Genomic DNA, 18,019 nt, shown 5'->3' with positions numbered 1-18,019 from the left:
CCGTGACCGACGTAATCGGCGCACCTGCTGACGTACTGCACACCCTGTTCCACTCGGAGCAGGGCGGCCACGAGCAGGTCGTGCTCTGCCAGGACCGCGCCACCGGCCTGAAGGCCGTGATCGCCCTCCACTCCACCGCCCTGGGCCCCGCGCTCGGCGGTACGCGTTTCTACCCCTATCCGAGCGAGGCGGACGCCGTCGCCGACGCGCTGAACCTCGCGCGCGGGATGTCCTACAAGAACGCCCTGGCCGGTCTCGACCACGGTGGCGGCAAGGCCGTCATCATCGGGGACCCGGACCAGATCAAGACCGAGGAACTGCTGCTCGCCTACGGCCGGTTCGTGGCCTCGCTGGGCGGCCGCTACGTGACCGCGTGCGACGTCGGCACCTACGTCGCGGACATGGACGTCGTCGCCCGCACCTGCCGCTGGACGACCGGGCGGTCGCCGGAGAACGGCGGCGCCGGTGACTCCTCCGTGCTCACCGCGTTCGGCGTCTACCAGGGCATGCGGGCCAGCGCCCAGCACCTCTGGGGCGACCCCTCGTTGCGCGGCCGCCGGGTCGGGATCGCCGGTGTCGGCAAGGTCGGCCACCACCTCGTCGCGCACCTGGTGGCGGAGGGCGCCGAGGTCGTCGTCACCGACGTGCGCGAGGACGCCGTCGAACGCCTGCTGCGGCGGCATCCGGTGGGCGTGCGGGCGGTCGCGGACACCGAGGCGCTGATCCGCGTCGACGGACTGGACGTGTACGCGCCGTGCGCGCTGGGCGGGGCGCTCGACGACGCCTCCGTGCCGGTGCTGACCGCGCGGGTGGTGTGCGGCGCCGCCAACAACCAGCTCGCCCACCCCGGCGTCGAGAAGGACCTCGCCGACCGGGGCATCCTCTACGCGCCGGACTACGTGGTGAACGCGGGCGGGGTCATCCAGGTCGCGGACGAACTGCACGGGTTCGATTTCGGCCGGTGCCAGGAGAAGGCGGCGAGGATCTTCGACACCACGCTCGGCATCTTCGCACGTGCGAAGGGCGACGGAATCCCGCCGGCCGCGGCGGCCGACCGGATCGCCGAACAGCGGATGGCCGAGGCCCGCGCGGCGCGCTGAACGGGGTGCGGGGCGGTACCCGCGGGCGGACAGTTCGAGAGAACTCTCACGTTCGTCGGCGGGTCGCCCGCCGATAAGTGGTTAAAATCGCGGTTGACCAGCGGGGACGGCGCGCCCCGCGGGTCCTGGACGACGGCCCGGGGTGCGGGCGACGTACCGTATGGGCGTGGGCTCAGGTACCGTGGATGCCCTACGGACCGGTCTCTTCCCAGAGCCCGTTCCAGATCATGAACGCGTGTCAAGACTCTGGGGCCGTCGAGCCCCGTCACCGAGGGGGTCGAGCCATGGGGCGCGGCCGGGCCAAGGCCAAGCAGACGAAGGTCGCCCGCCAGCTGAAGTACAACAGCGGCGGGACTGACCTGTCGCGTCTGGCCAACGAGCTGGGCGCTTCGACTTCAAGCCAACCGCCGAACGGCGAGCCGTTCGAGGACGACGAAGACGAAGACGATCCGTACGCCGAGTACGCGAATCTGTACAACGACGACGATGAGGACGACGACGATCAGTCGGGTCCCGCGTCGCAACATCGTCGCGGTGCTTGACGCCCCGATCTTCGCAGTCGGTCGGCGACACAGCTTTTGACGACTGCACCTCACCCGGTCCGGGGCGTTCGCGCCGGACCGGGTTTCGTGCTGTCTGTCAGGCGTAGTCCCCGACCAGCTCCGCGCCGGTCGACTTCTCGCCACGCGCGGTGATCTCACCGGCGACCCAGGCGTCGACGTCCCGGTCGGCGAGGGTCGCGAGGGCCACGTCCACCGAGTCCGCGGGGACGATCGCCATCATGCCGACGCCCATGTTCAGGGTCTTCTCCAGCTCCAGGCGTTCGACCTGGCCGGTGCGGCCGACGAGGTCGAAGACGGGGGCCGGGGTCCAGGTGGCGCGGTCCACGACGGCGTGCAGGTCGTCGGGGACGACCCGGGCGAGGTTGGCGGCGAGGCCGCCGCCGGTGATGTGCGAGAAGGCGTGCACATCGGTGGTGCGGGTGAGGGCCAGGCAGTCCAGCGAGTAGATCTTGGTGGGTTCGAGCAGCTCCTCGCCGAGGGTGCGGCCGAACTCCTCGATCCGCGCGTCCAGCGCGAGTCCGGCCCGCTCCAGCAGGACGTGCCGGACCAGCGAGTACCCGTTCGAGTGAAGCCCGGACGCGGCCATCGCGATCACCGCGTCACCCTCGCGGATGCGCTCGGAGCCGAGCAGCCGGTCGGCCTCCACGACGCCCGTACCGGCGCCGGCGACGTCGAAGTCGTCGGGGCCCAGCAGACCGGGGTGTTCGGCGGTCTCGCCGCCGACCAGGGCGCAGCCGGCCAGCACACAGCCCTCGGCGATGCCCTTGACGATGGCGGCGACCCGCTCGGGGTGGACCTTGCCGACGCAGATGTAGTCGGTCATGAAGAGCGGCTCGGCGCCGCACACCACGATGTCGTCGATGACCATGGCGACCAGGTCGTGGCCGATGGTGTCGTACACGCCGAGGCGGCGGGCGATGTCGACCTTGGTGCCGACGCCGTCCGTGGCGGAGGCCAGCAGGGGGCGCTCGTAGCGCTTGAGCGCGGAGGCGTCGAAGAGACCGGCGAAGCCGCCGAGGCCGCCGAGGGACTCGGGGCGCTGCGTCTTCTTCACCCACTCCTTCATCAGCTCGACGGCGCGGTCGCCCGCCTCGATGTCGACGCCCGCGCTCGCGTAGCTGGCACCGGCGCCCGGAAGCGGAGCGCGCTGATCAAACTCAGCAGACATGGGGTTCAAGAACTTTCGTTTCGGACTACGGGGCTTACGGGCGACGGATCGCGTCGGCCGCTGCCGTGCCGGCCGGTCCGGCCGCCAACTCGGTCTCCAGGAGCTGCTTGCCGAGCAGCTCGGGGTCCGGGAGGTCCATCGGGTACTCGCCGTCGAAGCAGGCGCGGCAGAGGTTCGGCTTGGCGATCGTGGTCGCCTCGATCATGCCGTCGATGGAGATGTAGGACAGCGAGTCGGCGCCGAGCGAGGTGCCGATCTCCTCGATCGTCATGCCGTTGGCGATCAGTTCGGCGCGGGTCGCGAAGTCGATGCCGAAGAAGCAGGGCCACTTGACCGGCGGCGAGGAGATCCGGATGTGGACCTCGGCGGCGCCCGCCTCACGGAGCATCCGGACCAGGGCGCGCTGGGTGTTGCCGCGCACGATCGAGTCGTCGACGACGACCAGGCGCTTGCCCTTGATGACTTCCTTGAGCGGGTTCAGCTTCAGGCGGATGCCCAGCTGTCGGATGGTCTGCGAGGGCTGGATGAAGGTCCGGCCGACGTAGGCGTTCTTCACGAGGCCGTTGCCGAACGGGATGCCGGAGGCCTCCGCGTAGCCGACGGCGGCCGGGGTCCCGGACTCCGGCGTCGCTATCACCAGGTCGGCCTCGACCGGGGCCTCCTTGGCGAGGCGGCGGCCCATCTCGACGCGGGACAGATAGACGTTGCGGCCGGCGATGTCGGTGTCGGGGCGGGCCAGGTACACGTACTCGAAGACACAGCCCTTGGGCTTCGCGTCCGCGAATCGCGAGGTGCGCAGGCCGTTCTCGTCGATGGCGATGAACTCGCCGGGCTCGATCTCGCGGACGTAGGCGGCGCCACAGATGTCGAGGGCGGCGGACTCCGAGGCGACGACCCAGCCGCGCTCCAGCCGGCCCAGGACCAGCGGGCGGATGCCCTGCGGGTCGCGGGCGGCGTAGAGGGTGGTCTCGTCCATGAAGACGAGGCTGAAGGCGCCCTGGACCTGGGGAAGCACCCGGTGGGCGGCCTCCTCGATGGTCAGGGGGGTGCCCTCGTCGTCGGCCTGCGCGGCGAGCAGCGCCGTCAGCAGGTCGGTGTCGTTGGTCGCCGCGACGCGCGGGGTGCGGCCCTCCTGCTTGGGCAGGTCGGCGACCATCTCGGCGAGCTGCGCCGTGTTGACGAGGTTGCCGTTGTGGCCGAGCGCGATGGAACCGTGCGCGGTGGCGCGGAACGTCGGCTGGGCGTTCTCCCAGACGGAGGCGCCGGTGGTCGAGTAGCGGGCGTGTCCGACCGCGATATGACCCTGGAGCGAACCGAGAGAGGTCTCGTCGAAGACCTGGGAGACCAGGCCCATGTCCTTGAAGACGAGGATCTGGGAGCCGTTGCTGACCGCGATTCCCGCGGATTCCTGGCCTCGATGCTGGAGGGCGTAGAGCCCGAAGTAAGTGAGCTTGGCGACCTCTTCACCGGGAGCCCAGACCCCGAAGACGCCACACGCGTCCTGGGGTCCTTTCTCGCCGGGGAGCAGATCATGACTGAGTCGACCGTCACCACGTGGCACGGCACCGAGTGTAGGCGAGATCGACCACTGGTCCGAATTGGGGACACCCGCGCTTAATCGATCACCGATTTCGCGACGGCGTCCGCGCTTTCCCCGTTCTTGCTGGTCAGCGCGAGGTTGCGGTGATCGAGTTTGTAGCCGACCGGCCCGTCGAAGAGGCTCAGCAGGGCTTTCTCGGTGTTCATGAGTGAGGTGTCGCACATCATTTTGGTGACGAGCGGGCTGCCCAGGGTGATATGTCCGTCGCGGACTGTGGCTTTCGCGCGCAGGTGGTTGCAGCCGAGGCTTCCGGTGACGTTCCCGGACTTCTTGTCGAAGGTCAGGTGGGCGGCGGTCTTCTTCGGCAGGTCGGTGGTGACGCCGTCGTGGCGCAGCGCGGTGATCGTCCACTCGGTGCCGTAGAAGGGGGCGTCGGGTTCCTCGGTGAGGCGGACGTGGTCGCCGTTCTCGGTGGTGAGGGTGAGGCGGTCGCCGTCGACGCGGGCGGTGAGGGGCCCTGCGCCGAGCGTCCCGGCGAGCCGCTTCTCGACGTCCTGCGGGGCGTTGTCGCAGGCCAGGGCGGTCGACTCCAGGCGTCCGAAGGAGACCTGGTCGCCGGTGACGGAGGCGGTGGCGCCGAAGTCGTTGCAGCCGAGGGCGCCGCTGGTCTCGCCGTTGTCGTCGATGCGCAGCCAGGCGCCGCCGGGGGCCTCGCTGGTGCGGCCGTCGGCGGTGACGCTGTCGACGCTCCAGTGGACGCCCTTCACCGCCGGTCCGGCCGCGGCCGCGGAACTGTTCGCCCGCTCGCTGCCGCACGACACGAGCAGGGGGAGCACGCTGAGCACGGTCAGGGTCAGTCGTTGCTTGTCCATGGGGATGGGACGGAGACACCGGTGAACGGGTTCCGCCGAGCGCCGGTTCAGCCCATCAGCGGCAGCAGCGCGTCGAGGTCGGCCCGCTCACCGCTCGCGCTGACCTTTGCGTTCGCGAGCGCGTCCCGCCAGCCGAGCCGGCCGGTGGCGAGCCGCAGCCAGGTCAGCGGGTCGGTCTCGACGACGTTGGGCGGGGTGCCTCGGGTGTGCCGGGGGCCCGCGACACATTGGACGACGGCGAACGGCGGGACGCGCACCTCGGTCGAGCCGCCGGGCGCCTTCGCGGCGAGGGCGTCGGCGAGCAGCCGGGTGCAGGCGGCCAGCGCCTGCCGGTCCAGCGGCACGTCGAGGCCGGGCACGGCGGCGTTCAGGTCGTCGGTGTGGACGACGAGTTCGACGGTCCGGGTGACCAGATAGTCGCCGAGGGACATGGCGCCGGTGCGGGTGTCGAGGAGCCGGGTGTCGGGGGCGGCGGCGAGCGCGTCCGTCAGCCGCTGCCCGGCGGCGGCGTAGAGGGCGTCGAGGTCGGGGTGGTCGGCGGCCAGCCGCCGGGTGGCGTCGGCGATGTCACCGGCCCGCCCTGCGGTGGCGAACGGCCAGTCCAGCAGCGCCAGTTCGGCCTTCGGCGGCTCGGGCCGCGCGAGATTCCGGGCGACGGTGTCCACGGCCATCGTCAGATGCGCGGCCAACTCCCGCACGTTCCACGCCCCGAGCCGCGTCTCCCCGGCCAACTGCGCCTCGGTGAGCGTGCGTACGGCCTCCCGTACCTGCCCGAACTGGGCGAGAACGGCGGCACGGGTCTTGGCTGGGTCGTAGACGCGGGGGCGTTTTCTGGCCGGGGGCATGGGGGGAGCTTATGCGGAAGGGGGCTGGGGCGGCGGCCCTGCGGCCCGGCGGCACCGGAAAGGTGAAGGCCCCGGCCGCCAGTAGGTGGCGGTCGGGGCCTTCGGGGTCCGGCTGGGGTGGGTCAGGCGAGGAGGGCCGGGATGGTGGCCTCGTGCGCCTCGCGGAGTTCGGCCAGGGGGAGGGTGAACTCGCCCTGGAGTTCCACCGTTTCGCCGTCGACGACACCGATGCGGGTGACCGGCAGACCCCGGGCGCCGCACATGTCGTTGAAGCGGACCTCTTCGGAGCGCGGGACGGCGACGAGCGCGCGGCCCGCCGACTCGGAGAAGAGGAGGGTGAACGCGTCGAGCCCGTCCGGGACGATCAGGCGGGCGCCCTTGCCGCCGAGCAGCGCCGACTCCACGACCGCCTGGATCAGACCGCCGTCGGACAGGTCGTGCGCCGAGTCGATCATGCCGTCGCGGGAGGCGGAGATCAGGATCTCGGCCAGCAGGCGTTCGCGCTCCAGGTCGACCTTGGGGGGCAGGCCGCCGAGGTGGTCGTGGACGACCTGGGACCAGGCCGAGCCGTCGAACTCCTCGCGGGTGTCGCCGAGGAGGTACAGCAGCTGGCCGTCCTCCTGGAAGGCGACCGGGGTGCGCCGGGCCACGTCGTCGATGACGCCGAGGACCGCGACCACCGGGGTCGGGTGGATGGCCGCCTCGCCGGTCTGGTTGTAGAGGGAGACGTTGCCGCCGGTGACCGGGGTGCCCAACTGGAGGCAGCCGTCGGCCAGTCCGCGCACCGCCTCCGCGAACTGCCACATCACCGCCGGGTCCTCGGGCGAGCCGAAGTTCAGGCAGTCGGAGACGGCGAGGGGCTTCGCACCGGTCGTCGCGACGTTGCGGTAGGCCTCCGCCAGCGCCAACTGGGCGCCCGTGTACGGGTCCAGCTTGGCGAAGCGGCCGTTGCCGTCGGTGGCGATGGCGACGCCGAGGCCGCTCTCCTCGTCGATCCGGATCATCCCGGAGTCCTCGGGCTGGGCGAGAACCGTGTTGCCCTGCACGAAGTGGTCGTACTGGGAGGTGATCCAGGACTTCGACGCCTGGTTCGGGGAGGACACCAACTGCACTACCTGGGCCCGGAGTTCGTCCGCGTTCGCCGGGCGGGCGAGCTTCGCGGCGCTGTCGGCCTGGAGGGTGTCCTGCCAGTCGGGGCGGGCGTAGGGGCGCTCGTAGACGGGGCCGTCGTGGGCGACCGTGCGCGGGTCGACGTCGACGATCTTGCCGCCGTGCCAGAAGATCTCCAGGCGGTCGCCGTCGGTGACCTCACCGATGACGGTGGCGATGACGTCCCACTTGTCGCAGATCTCCAGGAACCGGTCGACCTTCGACGGCTCGACGACCGCGCACATGCGCTCCTGCGACTCGCTCATGAGGATCTCCTCGGGCGAGAGCGTGGAGTCGCGCAGCGGGACGTCGTCCAGGGTGACGGTCATGCCGCCGGAGCCGTTGGACGCCAACTCGCTGGTGGCGCAGGAGAGTCCGGCCGCGCCGAGGTCCTGGATGCCGACGACCAGCTTCTCGGCGAAGGCCTCCAGGGTGCATTCGATGAGGAGCTTCTCCTGGAAGGGGTCGCCGACCTGCACGGCCGGGCGCTTCGACGGCTTGGCGTCGTCGAAGGTCTCCGAGGCGAGGATCGACGCGCCGCCGATGCCGTCGCCGCCGGTGCGGGCCCCGTAGAGGATGACCTTGTTGCCGGCGCCTGACGCCTTCGCGAGGTGGATGTCCTCGTGCCGCATGACGCCGATGGCACCGGCGTTGACCAGCGGGTTGCCCTGGTAGCAGGCGTCGAAGACGACCTCGCCGCCGATGTTGGGCAGGCCCAGGCAGTTGCCGTAGCCGCCGATGCCCGCGACGACGCCGGGCAGCACGCGCCGGGTGTCGGGGTGGTCGGCGGCGCCGAAGCGCAGGGGGTCCACGACGGCGACCGGGCGGGCGCCCATCGCGATGATGTCGCGCACGATGCCGCCGACTCCGGTGGCCGCGCCCTGGTAGGGCTCCACGTAGGAGGGGTGGTTGTGCGACTCGACCTTGAAGGTGACCGCGTAGCCCTGGCCGACGTCGACGACGCCCGCGTTCTCACCGATGCCGACGAGCAGGGCGTCCGACTGGGGCGCCTTCTCGCCGAACTGGCGCAGGTGCACCTTCGACGACTTGTAGGAGCAGTGCTCGGACCACATGACGGAGTACATGGCCAGCTCGGCGCCGGTCGGGCGGCGGCCGAGGATCTCGACGACGCGCTCGTACTCGTCCTTCTTCAGGCCGAGTTCGGCCCAGGGCAGCTCGACGTCGGGGGTCTTCGCGGCGTGCTCGACCGTGTCCAGAGGCGTCCGGCTCATGCGTTGACCAGCTTCTTGAGGATCGACGTGAAGAAGGGGAGGCCGTCGGTGCGGCCGGACCCGACGAGCGGCTCGACCGCGTGCTCCGGGTGCGGCATGAGGCCTACGACGTTTCCGGCGGCGTTCGTGATGCCCGCGATGTCGCGGAGCGAGCCGTTCGGGTTTCCGAGCTCACCAGCGGCTCCGCCGCGGGCCAGGTAGCGGAAGACGACGCGGCCCTCCGCCTCCAGCTCGTCGAGCGTGTGCTCGTCGGCGACGTAGCGGCCGTCCATGTTCTTCAGCGGGATGTGGATCTCCTGGCCCGCCGTGTAGTCGGCGGTCCAGGCGGTGTCCGCGTTCTCCACCCGCAGCTTCTGGTCACGGCAGATGAAGTGCAGGTGGTTGTTGCCGAGCATCGCGCCGGGCAGCAGATGGGCCTCGGTGAGGATCTGGAAGCCGTTGCAGATACCGAGCACCGGGAGTCCGGCCTTCGCCTCGGCGATGACGGTCTCCATCACCGGCGAGAAACGCGAGATGGCACCGGCGCGCAGATAGTCGCCGTAGGAGAAACCGCCGGGCAGGACCACGGCGTCGACCTGGTGGAGGCTCTTGTCCTTGTGCCAGAGGGCGACGGGTTCGGCGCCGGCCAGCCGGATCGCGCGCTGGGTGTCCCGGTCGTCGAGACTTCCGGGGAAAGTGACGACGCCAATACGAGCGGTCACTTCGCGGCCTCCGCGACTTCCGCCGCCTCTTCCACCTTGACCGTGAAGTCCTCGATCACGGTGTTGGCGAGGAAGGATTCCGCAAGATCATGGATGCGGGCGAGCGCGGCCTCGTCGACCGGCCCGTCAACTTCCAGTTCGAATCGCTTTCCCTGACGTACATCGGAGATGCCTTCGAAACCCAGCCGCGGCAGTGCGCGCTGCACCGCCTGGCCCTGGGGGTCGAGGATCTCCGGCTTGAGCATGACGTCGACTACGACGCGTGCCACTGGCACTCCCGGTGTTGTGGGGCTGAGCTGGTTCCTACAGGTGGGTTCAGACTACCCGTACAAAATTTCTACGCGGGTAGCGTTGGAGGAACCTACGAGAGGGCCGTCACCAGTGGTGGGCCGTGTGTCCGTGGTCGAAAAGTTCCGGGAAAGATCCGAGATCGACACCCGGTACCTATTGCGCTGGGGACACGCGGGAGGATTTAGTCGAGCTTCGCAATGCAATAAGGCACTGTACAAATGAATTGGCAACGTGCCGTACGGAGGGACCGATATTCGTGGCGCAGAAGGTCGTGGTCACGCTCTCTGACGACATCGACGGATCTGAAGCGGCGGAAACGATCGCCTTCGGACTCGACGGCAAGTCGTACGAGATCGACCTGAATCAAACCAATGCCAAGAAACTGCGTAAGGCCCTGGCGCCCTACGTGGAGGCCGGCCGCAAGCGGTCGCGCTCCGGCAAGGCCTACCGGCAGACGGAGGTCGCCCCCGACCCCGCCGCCGTCCGCGCCTGGGCGCAGGCCAACAAAATGGACGTTCCCGCCCGGGGCCGTATCCCGAAGAAGGTGTACGAGGCGTTCAGCGCGGCCCAGTGAGCGCGCCCGGCAGCCGCGTACGACAACCGGTCACCGGCCCCTCGGAGGAACCGACTTGCGTTGCACCCCACAGGGTCGGCTAGAGTCTGGAGCACGCCGAGGGGCAAGGCCGAAAGGCCCGAACCGAGGAGTACACGCGGGTGTAGTTCAGTAGTAGAACATCCCCCTTCCAGGGGGAAGGCGCAGTGTGCAATTCCTGTCACCCGCTCTGCACCGCCGGTCCTGACCAGTCTTCTCGGTCGGGTAGGCTGGTGCTCGCGCCGATCGGTGGGAGCCGGTCGGAGGCAATGCGGACGTAGCTCAGTTGGTAGAGCGCAACCTTGCCAAGGTTGAGGTCGCCAGTTCGAACCTGGTCGTCCGCTCTTGACGAAGACCCCGGTCCATTGGACCGGGGTCTTCGCGTTGTTCGCCTTCCTTGTTGTGCCCGAGTGCCGGGGAAAGCCCGGGGTTCTGACATTTGTCATGCCGGGTGATGACACCGCGCACTGCCGGACGGCTTCCGGTGGCGGAACGCTGAAGACATGAACATCCACGAACACGAACACGTGATTGAGGTCACCGGCCTCCGCCGCGTCTACGGGGGCGGGTTCGAGGCCGTACGCGGAATCGACTTCCGGGTGCGGCGCGGGGAGGTCTTCGCGCTGCTCGGCACCAACGGGGCGGGCAAGACGTCCACCGTCGAGGTGCTCGAAGGGCTCGCGCCGACCAGTGCGGGCCGGGTCCGCGTCCTCGGGCACGACCCGTACACCGAGCGCGCCGCCGTCCGCCCCCGCACCGGCGTCATGCTCCAGGAGGGCGGCTTCCCGTCCGAGCTGACCGTCACCGAGACCGCCCGCATGTGGGCGGGGTGCGTGAGCGGGGCGCGGCCCGAGGCGGAGGTGCTGGCCCGGGTCGGGCTCGGCGGCCGGGGCGACGTCCGCGTCAAGCAGCTCTCCGGCGGCGAACGGCGCCGGCTCGACCTCGCGCTCGCCCTGCTCGGCGACCCCGAGGTGCTCTTCCTCGACGAGCCGACGACCGGACTCGACGCCGAAGGGCGCCGGGCCACCTGGGAGTTGGTGCGGGCGCTGCGGGACAACGGCACCACGGTGCTGCTGACCACGCACTACCTGGAGGAGGCCGAGAACCTCGCCGACCACCTCGCCATCATGCGTGAGGGACGGATCGCGCTCACCGGGACGCCGGCCGAGGTGACCGCCTCCCAGCCGGCCCGTATCTCCTTCCGGCTGCCCGACGGCTTCCACCTCGGCGACCTGCCGCCGCTCGGCCCGCTCGGGGTCACCGACCACGACGTCGAGGGCCGGGTCGTCAGGCTGCGCACCAGGGAGTTGCAGCGGGCGGCCACCGGGCTGCTGCGGTGGGCCGAGGGGGCCCGGGTCGAGCTGCACGGGCTCGATGTGCGCTCGGCGTCGCTGGAGGAGGCGTTCCTCGGGATCGCCCGCACCTCGGAGGTGGCCGCGTGAGCGACGTTCTGCACGCCCCGGCGAAGACCGCCGCACCCGTCACCGGCGGACGTCGGCTGCGCGCGCTGGCCCGCGCCGAACTGACCCTGCTCACCCGCAACCGCACCGCCGTCTTCACCGCGCTGCTGATTCCGCTGGCGCTGCCGTTCACCGCGCGACCGGCGATGGCGGACCTCGACCTCACAAGCCAGGGCCTGACCATCGGCACCGTGCTGCTGACCGCCGCGATCGGCTTCGCGTTCCTCTTCGCCGTCTACACCTCGCTGGTCAGCGCCTATGTCGCCCGCCGCGAGGAACTCGTCCTCAAACGGCTGCGTACCGGCGAACTCGGCGACACCGAGATCCTGCTCGGCACCGCCCTGCCGTCCCTGTGCGTCGGACTCGCCCAGTGTGTGATCCTCGCCGTCGGCTGCGGGGTGCTCCTCGACACCGGGGCGCCGAAGAGCCCGGCGCTCGCCGCGCTGGGCGTCCTGCTCGGCCTGGTGCTGAGCGCGGCGCTGGCCGCCGTCACCGCCACGGTCACCAGGACCGTGGAGAGTGCGCAGGTCACGGCGTTGCCGCTGCTGTTCGTTTCCATGCTCGGCTCCGGGATGGCGGTCCCGTTGCAGACGTTGCCCGACCGGGTCGCGGACGTCTGCCGGTTCCTGCCGTTCTCCCCCGCCGTGCGGCTGGTGCAGGGCGGCTGGAGCGGACGGCTGGCCGGGCCGGAGGCGGTGGGCACGCTCGGGCTGGCGCTGGCCTGGATCGTGGTGGCCGTGTTTGCTGTACAGCGGTGGTTCCGCTGGGAGCCCCGGCGCTGAGGTACCCCGGTGACGTGCGGACGGTGATGACGGGTGCCGCGAGGGAGTGAGATGGTCCGGGCGGGCGGCTGGTGGCGGGGCAAGAGCACGCCGGCGAAGGTCGAGACGTACACGCGATGGTCGTTCCACCTGATGGTGATCGGCGAGGTCCCGGCGATCGGCGCGGCCACCGCCGTTTCCTCCCGACCCGCCCTCGGATGGCTGCTGTTGGCCCTGACGACGGCCCACGCGGCGCTGTCCATGGTGACGGTGTCGCGGGCGCTGGACTGGACCCGGGGCGCGCGTCCGCAGCCGGTGCGGCTGCTGTGGACGCAGGCGGTCGTGACCGGCGCGATCGCGCTCGGCGCGCTCCTCGTCCCCCGCCTCGCGCCGGGCGCCGACCTCACCGGTCTGACCGGGGCGGTCTTCGGGATCGTGCTGGTCGTCGGGACCGGAGTCGTCGCGCTCGGCATGCGCGGGGGGCGCCGGGTGAGCGCCATGGCCGCGGGGCTCGCCGTCGCGACCGGCATCGGCTCGCTGCTCATCGGGATGCCCCTGCTGTCCACGCTGATCTCCACGGGCGTGGTGCTGTGCTCCGCCGGGTTCGTCGCCTTCGTCTCCGTCTTCTCGGTCTGGCTGCTCGACGCCGTCTACGCGCTCGACGAGGCCCGCGAGACCCGGACGCGGCTCGCCGTCGCCGAGGAACGGTTGCGGTTCGGGCGCGACCTGCACGACGTGATGGGCCGCAACCTCGCCGTCGTCGCCCTCAAGAGCGAACTCGCCGTCCAGCTCGCCCGGCGCGGGCGCCCCGAGGCCGTGGACCAGATGATCGAGGTGCAGCGCATCGCGCGGGAGACCCAACGGGAGGTGCGGGACGTCGTCCGCGGCTACCGCGAGGCCGACCTCGGCGTCGAACTCGCCGGTGCGCGCGGGGTGTTGGCGGCGGCCGGCATCGACTGCGAGATACGCGGCGAGGCCGCCGGACTGCCCGCCGAGGTGCAGTCGGCCCTCGGCTGGGTGGTCCGCGAGACCACCACGAACGTCCTCCGCCACGGCAACGCCACCCGCTGCCGCGTCCGGCTCACCACCACCTCGGGCCGGGTGCTCCTGACCGTGGAGAACGACGGCGCGGACAACGGCAACGACAGCACCGGCGTCCGGAACGACGGTCCCGGCGACGTCCGCGCCCAGGCGGGCTCGGGCCTCGCCGGCCTACGCGAACGCCTCGCCGAGGTAGGCGGCACCCTGACCGCCGCCCCAGCCGCCCCCGACCTGTTCCGCGTGGCGGCAGAGGTACCGGTTCCGGTACCGGGGCGGCTGCCGGTGCAGGGGGAGAGAGCATGAGCGGGCAACGGGCAGGGGCGGGGTGGGGGGCGGTTGTGGTGCGAGGAGTTGGGGTGTGAGGGTGCGGGTTCTGCTTGCTGACGATGAGCATCTGATCCGGGGGGCGCTGGCCGCGTTGCTCGCGCTGGAGGACGACCTCGTCGTCGTCGCCGAGGCGGCGTCCGGGCCGGAGGCGCTGGCCATGGCGTTGGCCCACGAACCCGACGTCGCCGTTCTCGATCTCCAGATGCCCGGCGCGGACGGTGTGAAGGTCGCCACATCCCTGCGGGCCGAACTCCCCGGATGCCGGGTCCTGATCGTCACCAGTCACGGCCGCCCCGGGCACCTCAAACGGGCGCTCGCGGCCGGGGTGCGCGGGTTCGTGCCGAAGACGGTGAGCGCCCAGCGGCTGGCCGAGCTGATCCGCACGGTGCATGCCGGGAACCGTTATGTGGACCCGGAGTTGGCCGCCGACGCGATCGCCGCCGGGGACTCCCCGCTGACCGCGCGGGAGGCGGAGGTGCTGGAACTGGCCGCCGACGGAGCGCCCGTCGCGGAGATCGCCGAGCGGGCCGCGCTGTCCCAGGGGACCGTGCGGAACTACCTCTCCTCGGCCGCCTCCAAACTCGGTGCCGAGAACCGTCATACGGCGGTGCGTCTCGCACGCGAGCGAGGTTGGGTATAGTTGCTCTCGCGCCACGGCGCAACGCGGACGTAGCTCAGTTGGTAGAGCGCAACCTTGCCAAGGTTGAGGTCGCCAGTTCGAACCTGGTCGTCCGCTCCAGATGAAGCGAGTGAGCTTCACGGAGTGCGTGATGGGAAGGCCCCCGGGAGACCGGGGGCCTTTCTCGTGTCCGGGGTGCGGGTGGGGGCCGGGGGGGCGAGCGGGTGGCGGGTTTCGTGACGGGCCTTGCCGCGAAAGGGAGTTGGTGGCGCCGGGCCCGGGGGGAGAGAGGTCGCCCGCCCGGGTCCGGTCTCCCGTTCTCCCCGTTCCGTCCGGCTCCCGCTTACTCCCAGCTGAGGCCGGTCAGGAGTTCGTAGGCCTCGATGTACTTGGTGCGGGTCGCGTCGACGACGTCCTGGGGCAGCGCGGGCGGCGGCTGCTCGCTCCTGCGGTCCCAGCCGGAGGCCGGCGAGGTCAGCCAGTCCCGCACGAACTGCTTGTCGTACGACGGCTGCGCCCGCCCCGGCTCCCACTGCGCCGCCGGCCAGAAACGCGACGAGTCCGGGGTGAGCACCTCGTCGGCGACGACGAGCGTCTCACCGTCGTACCCGAACTCGAACTTGGTGTCCGCGAGGATGATCCCGCGCTCCCGGGCGATGTCACGGGCGCGCGCGTAGACGGCCAGGGTCGCCTGGCGCAGCTCGGCGGCGGTGTCGGCGCCGACCTGGCGGGCGACCTCCTCGTAGGACACGTTCTCGTCGTGCTCGCCGACGGCGGCCTTGGTGGCCGGGGTGAAGATCGGGGCGGGCAGCTCGGAGCCGTCGACCAGGCCCTCGGGGAGGGCGAGGCCGCAGACCGTGCGGGAGTCGTTGTACTCCAGCAGGCCGGAGCCGGTGAGGTAGCCGCGGGCCACGCACTCGACCGGAACCATGCGCAGGGAACGGCAGATCAGGGTGCGGCCCGCCCAGTCGGCGGGGGCGCCGGGCGGCAGGTCGGTGCTCAGCACGTGGTTCGGGACGAGGTCGGCGAACTGGTCGAACCACCACAGCGACAGGCGCGTCAGGACGCGGCCCTTGTCGGGGATCTCGGTGGGCAGCACCCAGTCGTAGGCCGACAGCCGGTCGCTGGCGACCATGACGAGGTCACCGGCCTCGTTGCGGTACAGCTCGCGCACCTTGCCGGTGTGCAGATGCACCAGGCCCGGAACCTGGAGCGGCTCGGGCTTTTCGACGAATCCGGACACCGTTGACCTCCATGGTTTTGTCCAACTCGCTCGATTCTCCCGTATGCGGGGGATCGGCGGCGGCAGGGGGTGCCGGGAGGGGGCCGGGCGGGTGTCCCGGGTGGGCGGGGCCGGGTGCCCCGGGGGGCCGTCCTCGGCTTCAGTCGCGTTTGCAGATGCGGTCCAGGAGGTTGGCGGTGGCGCGCTGGACGCGGGCGTCGACATGGCCCGGGCGGTCCAGGGCCGGGGACCAGGCGAAGGTGCCGGACGCGAAGACGAGGGCGCCGGACGGGGCCCGGTACAGGGACGTCTCCTGGTGGCGGCGGACGCCCGCGATGTCGTTGTACGGGGAGTGCGCGAGCAGGATGCGCTCCTCGTGCTCGGGGAGCGCGGTGCGCGGGAAGTACCGGTCGGCCTCGCCGGCGACGAGGCCGGGGAGGGCGTCGCCCTCGTGTGCGCCGGTCGCCTCCCACAGCCAGTGGTCGGCGTTGCGGACGATCAGCGGGCTGGGCTGGGGGACGCGGCCCGCGTACTGGATGCCCATGAGCTGCTGCTCGGGCCGGTCGACCTCCCGCCACAGCACGGACCTGCCGGGGCCCTTGCGCTTGCGGCAGGTCAGCAGCCGGTCCGGGGTGCCGGACGGGGAGGGCCCCAACTCCACTTGCCAGTAGAGGGTGTTGGCGGAGAGGAAGACGAGGGACGTGCCGTGGTCGCGGGCCTGCTCGGCGGTGCGGCGCATGGTGGCCGACCAGTACTCGTCGTGGCCGGGGAAGACCAGGCCCCGGTACCGGGTGGGGTCGACGTGACCGGCGTGCAGGTCGCGGGCGTCGGCGTAGGCGAGGTCGTAGCCGTAACGCTCGGCCCAGCGGATGAAGTCGTAGGCGTGGCCGACGTGCAGGGGCAGGCCCGCACCGGCGTACGGGCGGTCGAAGGAGACGGTGGTGGCGGCGTCGGACTCGCCGAGGAGGCGGCCCCGTTCGTCCCAGGCGTGGTAGAGGCTGGCGCCGGTGCGGCCGTCCTCCGGGTAGAGGTTGTAGGCCTGCCAGGTCACGTCGGGCATGAGGAGCAGCAGGTCGGCGGGGTTGTTGTCGCGGACCGTGAACGGGATGTGGGACCGGTACCCGTCGGCGGTGGTGAGGACGGCGACGTAGGCGCCGACGTTCCAGTACGACGGGATCTGTAACCGCCAGGACAGCCACCAGTGGTGACAGGAGACGGTGCGGTCGGCGGCGAGCGGCGGGGGCTGGACGATGCCGGAGAGGCGGGGGCTGGTGGTGATCTTCGCGGCGCCGTCGCCGCCGTAGTGGCCGATGCGGTAGATGTCGACGGCGAACTCCTGCGGCGGGTCCACCGTGACATGGAAGTCGACGGCCTCGCCCGGGGTGATCACGCTGGTGGAGATGAACCCCTTGATCTGCCGGCCGACGTCGTCCGCGGCCCGGGGCCCGGGGATACGCACCGGGCGCCCGGTCGGCCCCGGCGGCCGCGCGTCGGGGTCGACGTACCAGGGCACGACATGCCCGGTGTCGTCGAAGTACGTCTCGCTCCCCCGCAACCAGGGCACGGGCCCCTGCCCGAACGGATCATCAACAGCATGCGCCAGCGCCCCGGACTCCCACCGATGAATGGACTCCCCGAGCGCCGGCAGCACAGCGGGGTCCAGCAGGGCCGAGGGGGTGGGGGTGGGTGCGGGGGCGGGTGCGGGGGCGGGTGCGGGGGCAGGGGTGGGTGACGGTGACGATGGCTGCGAGGACGCCGGGGGCTGCGAAGGTGCCGTGGACTGCGAGGGTGCCGGTGGCGGGGACGGCTGCGAGGGTGCCGGGGACGACGGCTGCGAAGGTGCCTGGGGCTGGGACAGCTCCGGTGACGATGGCTGCGAGAACGCCGGTGGCTGGGACGGCGCCGGTGGCGGTGGCTGCTCGGGGTGGCGCTCCGGTGACTGTCCGGGTGGCCGCTCGGACAACTGCTCAGGCGAGTACGCCGACGCGTGCTCGGGCGGGTTCTCGGGTGAGTGATCTGACGACATGGTGGCTCCCCTCCCTCATGCCCCCGTTGTGTGCTGCGTGGTGTGCCATGCGTGGCGTGTGCTGCGTGTTGTGTGGTGTCCGCGGTGTCCTGCCGAGTACGCCGAAGTGGTGCGCCGGCGCAGCGCGTTGGCCCGGTGCGTACGCCCCGTGCGGGTGGCATGTGCCGCGGTCGATCCCAGCACATCACATAACGCACGCGGATGGTCACGGGTCGTTGCTAATTCAATGAAAGTGGAAGGTCATATTCCGGATGCGGGGAGGGGATGGGGTGGGGTGTGCTGGGTTGTCCGGGTGGGGGGCGGCTTCTCGGGGGAGGCGGGGAGGACGGCTTCTCGGGGAGAGGCGGGGAGGGCGGCTTCGCTGGGTGGGGGTGGATGCGGTCGGCTCGGCCTGGGGTGACGCGGTCGATCGGGAGTAGCGGCGGTGGAACCGGGTGGGCCAGCCCGACGGGCGCCGGACGCGGTCAGCTGGGCCTGTGGCGCCGGGTCGCCGTCCTCAACGACGCTGAG

Annotated in this window: 17 protein-coding genes and 3 tRNA genes; 11 read left to right on the top strand and 9 right to left on the bottom strand. The window is 71.2% G+C overall.

The genetic code is table 11. The features are described 5' to 3' along the window. Positions 1-2 precede the first annotated feature (2 nt). Both ACIQOU_RS30020 and ACIQOU_RS30015 read left to right on the top strand, forming a co-directional pair. The gene (locus tag ACIQOU_RS30020) at positions 3-1,100 is read left to right on the top strand and encodes a Leu/Phe/Val dehydrogenase (protein ID WP_401541556.1); all 1,098 of its coding nucleotides are present in this window, start codon (positions 3-5) and stop codon (positions 1,098-1,100) included. A gap of 284 nt (positions 1,101-1,384) precedes the next feature. Beyond that, complete coding sequence (locus tag ACIQOU_RS30015; RefSeq protein WP_401541554.1) at positions 1,385-1,642, top strand: DUF3073 domain-containing protein; 258 nt, start codon at positions 1,385-1,387, stop codon at positions 1,640-1,642. Positions 1,643-1,739: 97 nt separating this feature from the next. Here ACIQOU_RS30015 and purM read toward each other — a convergent pair whose 3' ends face one another. The 7 genes from purM to purS all read right to left on the bottom strand — a co-directional run bounded on the left by purM (position 1,740) and on the right by purS (position 9,439). Beyond that, positions 1,740-2,831 (bottom strand): phosphoribosylformylglycinamidine cyclo-ligase, encoded by a 1,092-nt coding sequence (gene purM, locus ACIQOU_RS30010; RefSeq protein ID WP_401541551.1) that lies wholly within the window; start codon positions 2,829-2,831, stop codon positions 1,740-1,742. A 34-nt stretch (positions 2,832-2,865) separates the two neighbouring features. Then, a complete protein-coding gene (gene purF / locus ACIQOU_RS30005) occupies positions 2,866-4,392 on the bottom strand; it encodes an amidophosphoribosyltransferase (RefSeq protein ID WP_401541549.1) in 1,527 nt (508 codons plus the stop codon). Between the two features lie 53 nt (positions 4,393-4,445). Beyond that, positions 4,446-5,243, bottom strand: coding sequence for an META domain-containing protein (locus ACIQOU_RS30000; RefSeq protein WP_401541546.1), 798 nt, complete (start codon positions 5,241-5,243; stop codon positions 4,446-4,448). 47 nt (positions 5,244-5,290) lie between these two features. After that, positions 5,291-6,088, bottom strand: coding sequence for a sterol carrier family protein (locus ACIQOU_RS29995; protein WP_401541543.1), 798 nt, complete (start codon positions 6,086-6,088; stop codon positions 5,291-5,293). Between the two features lie 122 nt (positions 6,089-6,210). Then, the gene (gene purL / locus ACIQOU_RS29990; protein ID WP_401541540.1) at positions 6,211-8,469 is read right to left on the bottom strand and encodes a phosphoribosylformylglycinamidine synthase subunit PurL; all 2,259 of its coding nucleotides are present in this window, start codon (positions 8,467-8,469) and stop codon (positions 6,211-6,213) included. Next, positions 8,466-9,170, bottom strand: coding sequence for a phosphoribosylformylglycinamidine synthase subunit PurQ (purQ, locus tag ACIQOU_RS29985; RefSeq protein WP_401541538.1), 705 nt, complete (start codon positions 9,168-9,170; stop codon positions 8,466-8,468). The genes purL and purQ overlap by 4 nt, the downstream gene beginning before the upstream one ends. Continuing rightward, positions 9,167-9,439, bottom strand: coding sequence for a phosphoribosylformylglycinamidine synthase subunit PurS (gene purS, locus ACIQOU_RS29980; protein ID WP_067056252.1), 273 nt, complete (start codon positions 9,437-9,439; stop codon positions 9,167-9,169). Before purS ends, purQ begins: the two co-directional genes overlap by 4 nt. A gap of 278 nt (positions 9,440-9,717) precedes the next feature. On the opposite strand from purS, the gene ACIQOU_RS29975 reads away from it, so the two are divergent. The 8 genes from ACIQOU_RS29975 (at position 9,718) to ACIQOU_RS29940 (ending at position 14,381) form a co-directional block, all read left to right on the top strand. After that, positions 9,718-10,035: an Lsr2 family protein gene (locus ACIQOU_RS29975; RefSeq protein ID WP_401541535.1), complete on the top strand. Its 318-nt coding sequence runs from the start codon at positions 9,718-9,720 to the stop codon at positions 10,033-10,035. Positions 10,036-10,171: 136 nt separating this feature from the next. Beyond that, a tRNA-Gly gene (locus ACIQOU_RS29970) sits at positions 10,172-10,243 on the top strand. An 81-nt stretch (positions 10,244-10,324) separates the two neighbouring features. Next, a tRNA-Gly gene (locus tag ACIQOU_RS29965) sits at positions 10,325-10,397 on the top strand. 159 nt (positions 10,398-10,556) lie between these two features. Next, positions 10,557-11,495, top strand: a complete 939-nt coding sequence (locus ACIQOU_RS29960; RefSeq protein WP_401541533.1) for an ABC transporter ATP-binding protein — start codon at positions 10,557-10,559, stop codon at positions 11,493-11,495. Then, a complete protein-coding gene (locus ACIQOU_RS29955) occupies positions 11,492-12,295 on the top strand; it encodes an ABC transporter permease (protein WP_401541530.1) in 804 nt (267 codons plus the stop codon). Before ACIQOU_RS29960 ends, ACIQOU_RS29955 begins: the two co-directional genes overlap by 4 nt. Before the next feature lie 33 nt (positions 12,296-12,328). Continuing rightward, positions 12,329-13,618, top strand: a complete 1,290-nt coding sequence (locus ACIQOU_RS29950; protein ID WP_401541527.1) for a sensor histidine kinase — start codon at positions 12,329-12,331, stop codon at positions 13,616-13,618. A 55-nt stretch (positions 13,619-13,673) separates the two neighbouring features. Further along, positions 13,674-14,282, top strand: a complete 609-nt coding sequence (locus ACIQOU_RS29945; RefSeq protein ID WP_401541524.1) for a response regulator — start codon at positions 13,674-13,676, stop codon at positions 14,280-14,282. Between the two features lie 23 nt (positions 14,283-14,305). Next, a tRNA-Gly gene (locus ACIQOU_RS29940) sits at positions 14,306-14,381 on the top strand. Positions 14,382-14,604: 223 nt separating this feature from the next. On the opposite strand, the gene ACIQOU_RS29935 is transcribed toward ACIQOU_RS29940, so the two are convergent. Beyond that, positions 14,605-15,504 (bottom strand): phosphoribosylaminoimidazolesuccinocarboxamide synthase, encoded by a 900-nt coding sequence (locus ACIQOU_RS29935; RefSeq protein WP_401541522.1) that lies wholly within the window; start codon positions 15,502-15,504, stop codon positions 14,605-14,607. A 139-nt stretch (positions 15,505-15,643) separates the two neighbouring features. After that, complete coding sequence (locus tag ACIQOU_RS29930) at positions 15,644-17,134, bottom strand: N,N-dimethylformamidase beta subunit family domain-containing protein (RefSeq protein ID WP_401541519.1); 1,491 nt, start codon at positions 17,132-17,134, stop codon at positions 15,644-15,646. A gap of 124 nt (positions 17,135-17,258) precedes the next feature. Here ACIQOU_RS29930 and ACIQOU_RS29925 point away from each other — a divergent pair, with 124 nt between their 5' ends. Next, the gene (locus ACIQOU_RS29925) at positions 17,259-17,498 is read left to right on the top strand and encodes a hypothetical protein (RefSeq protein WP_401541516.1); all 240 of its coding nucleotides are present in this window, start codon (positions 17,259-17,261) and stop codon (positions 17,496-17,498) included. The last annotated feature ends 521 nt before the right edge of the window (positions 17,499-18,019 follow it).

Source organism: Streptomyces sp. NPDC091279 (assembly GCF_044757465.1).
Taxonomy (GTDB): Bacteria; Actinomycetota; Actinomycetes; order Streptomycetales; family Streptomycetaceae; genus Streptomyces.
The sequence above is the reverse complement of the archived record's forward strand: the minus strand, read 5'-3'. Positions and strand labels throughout refer to the sequence as shown.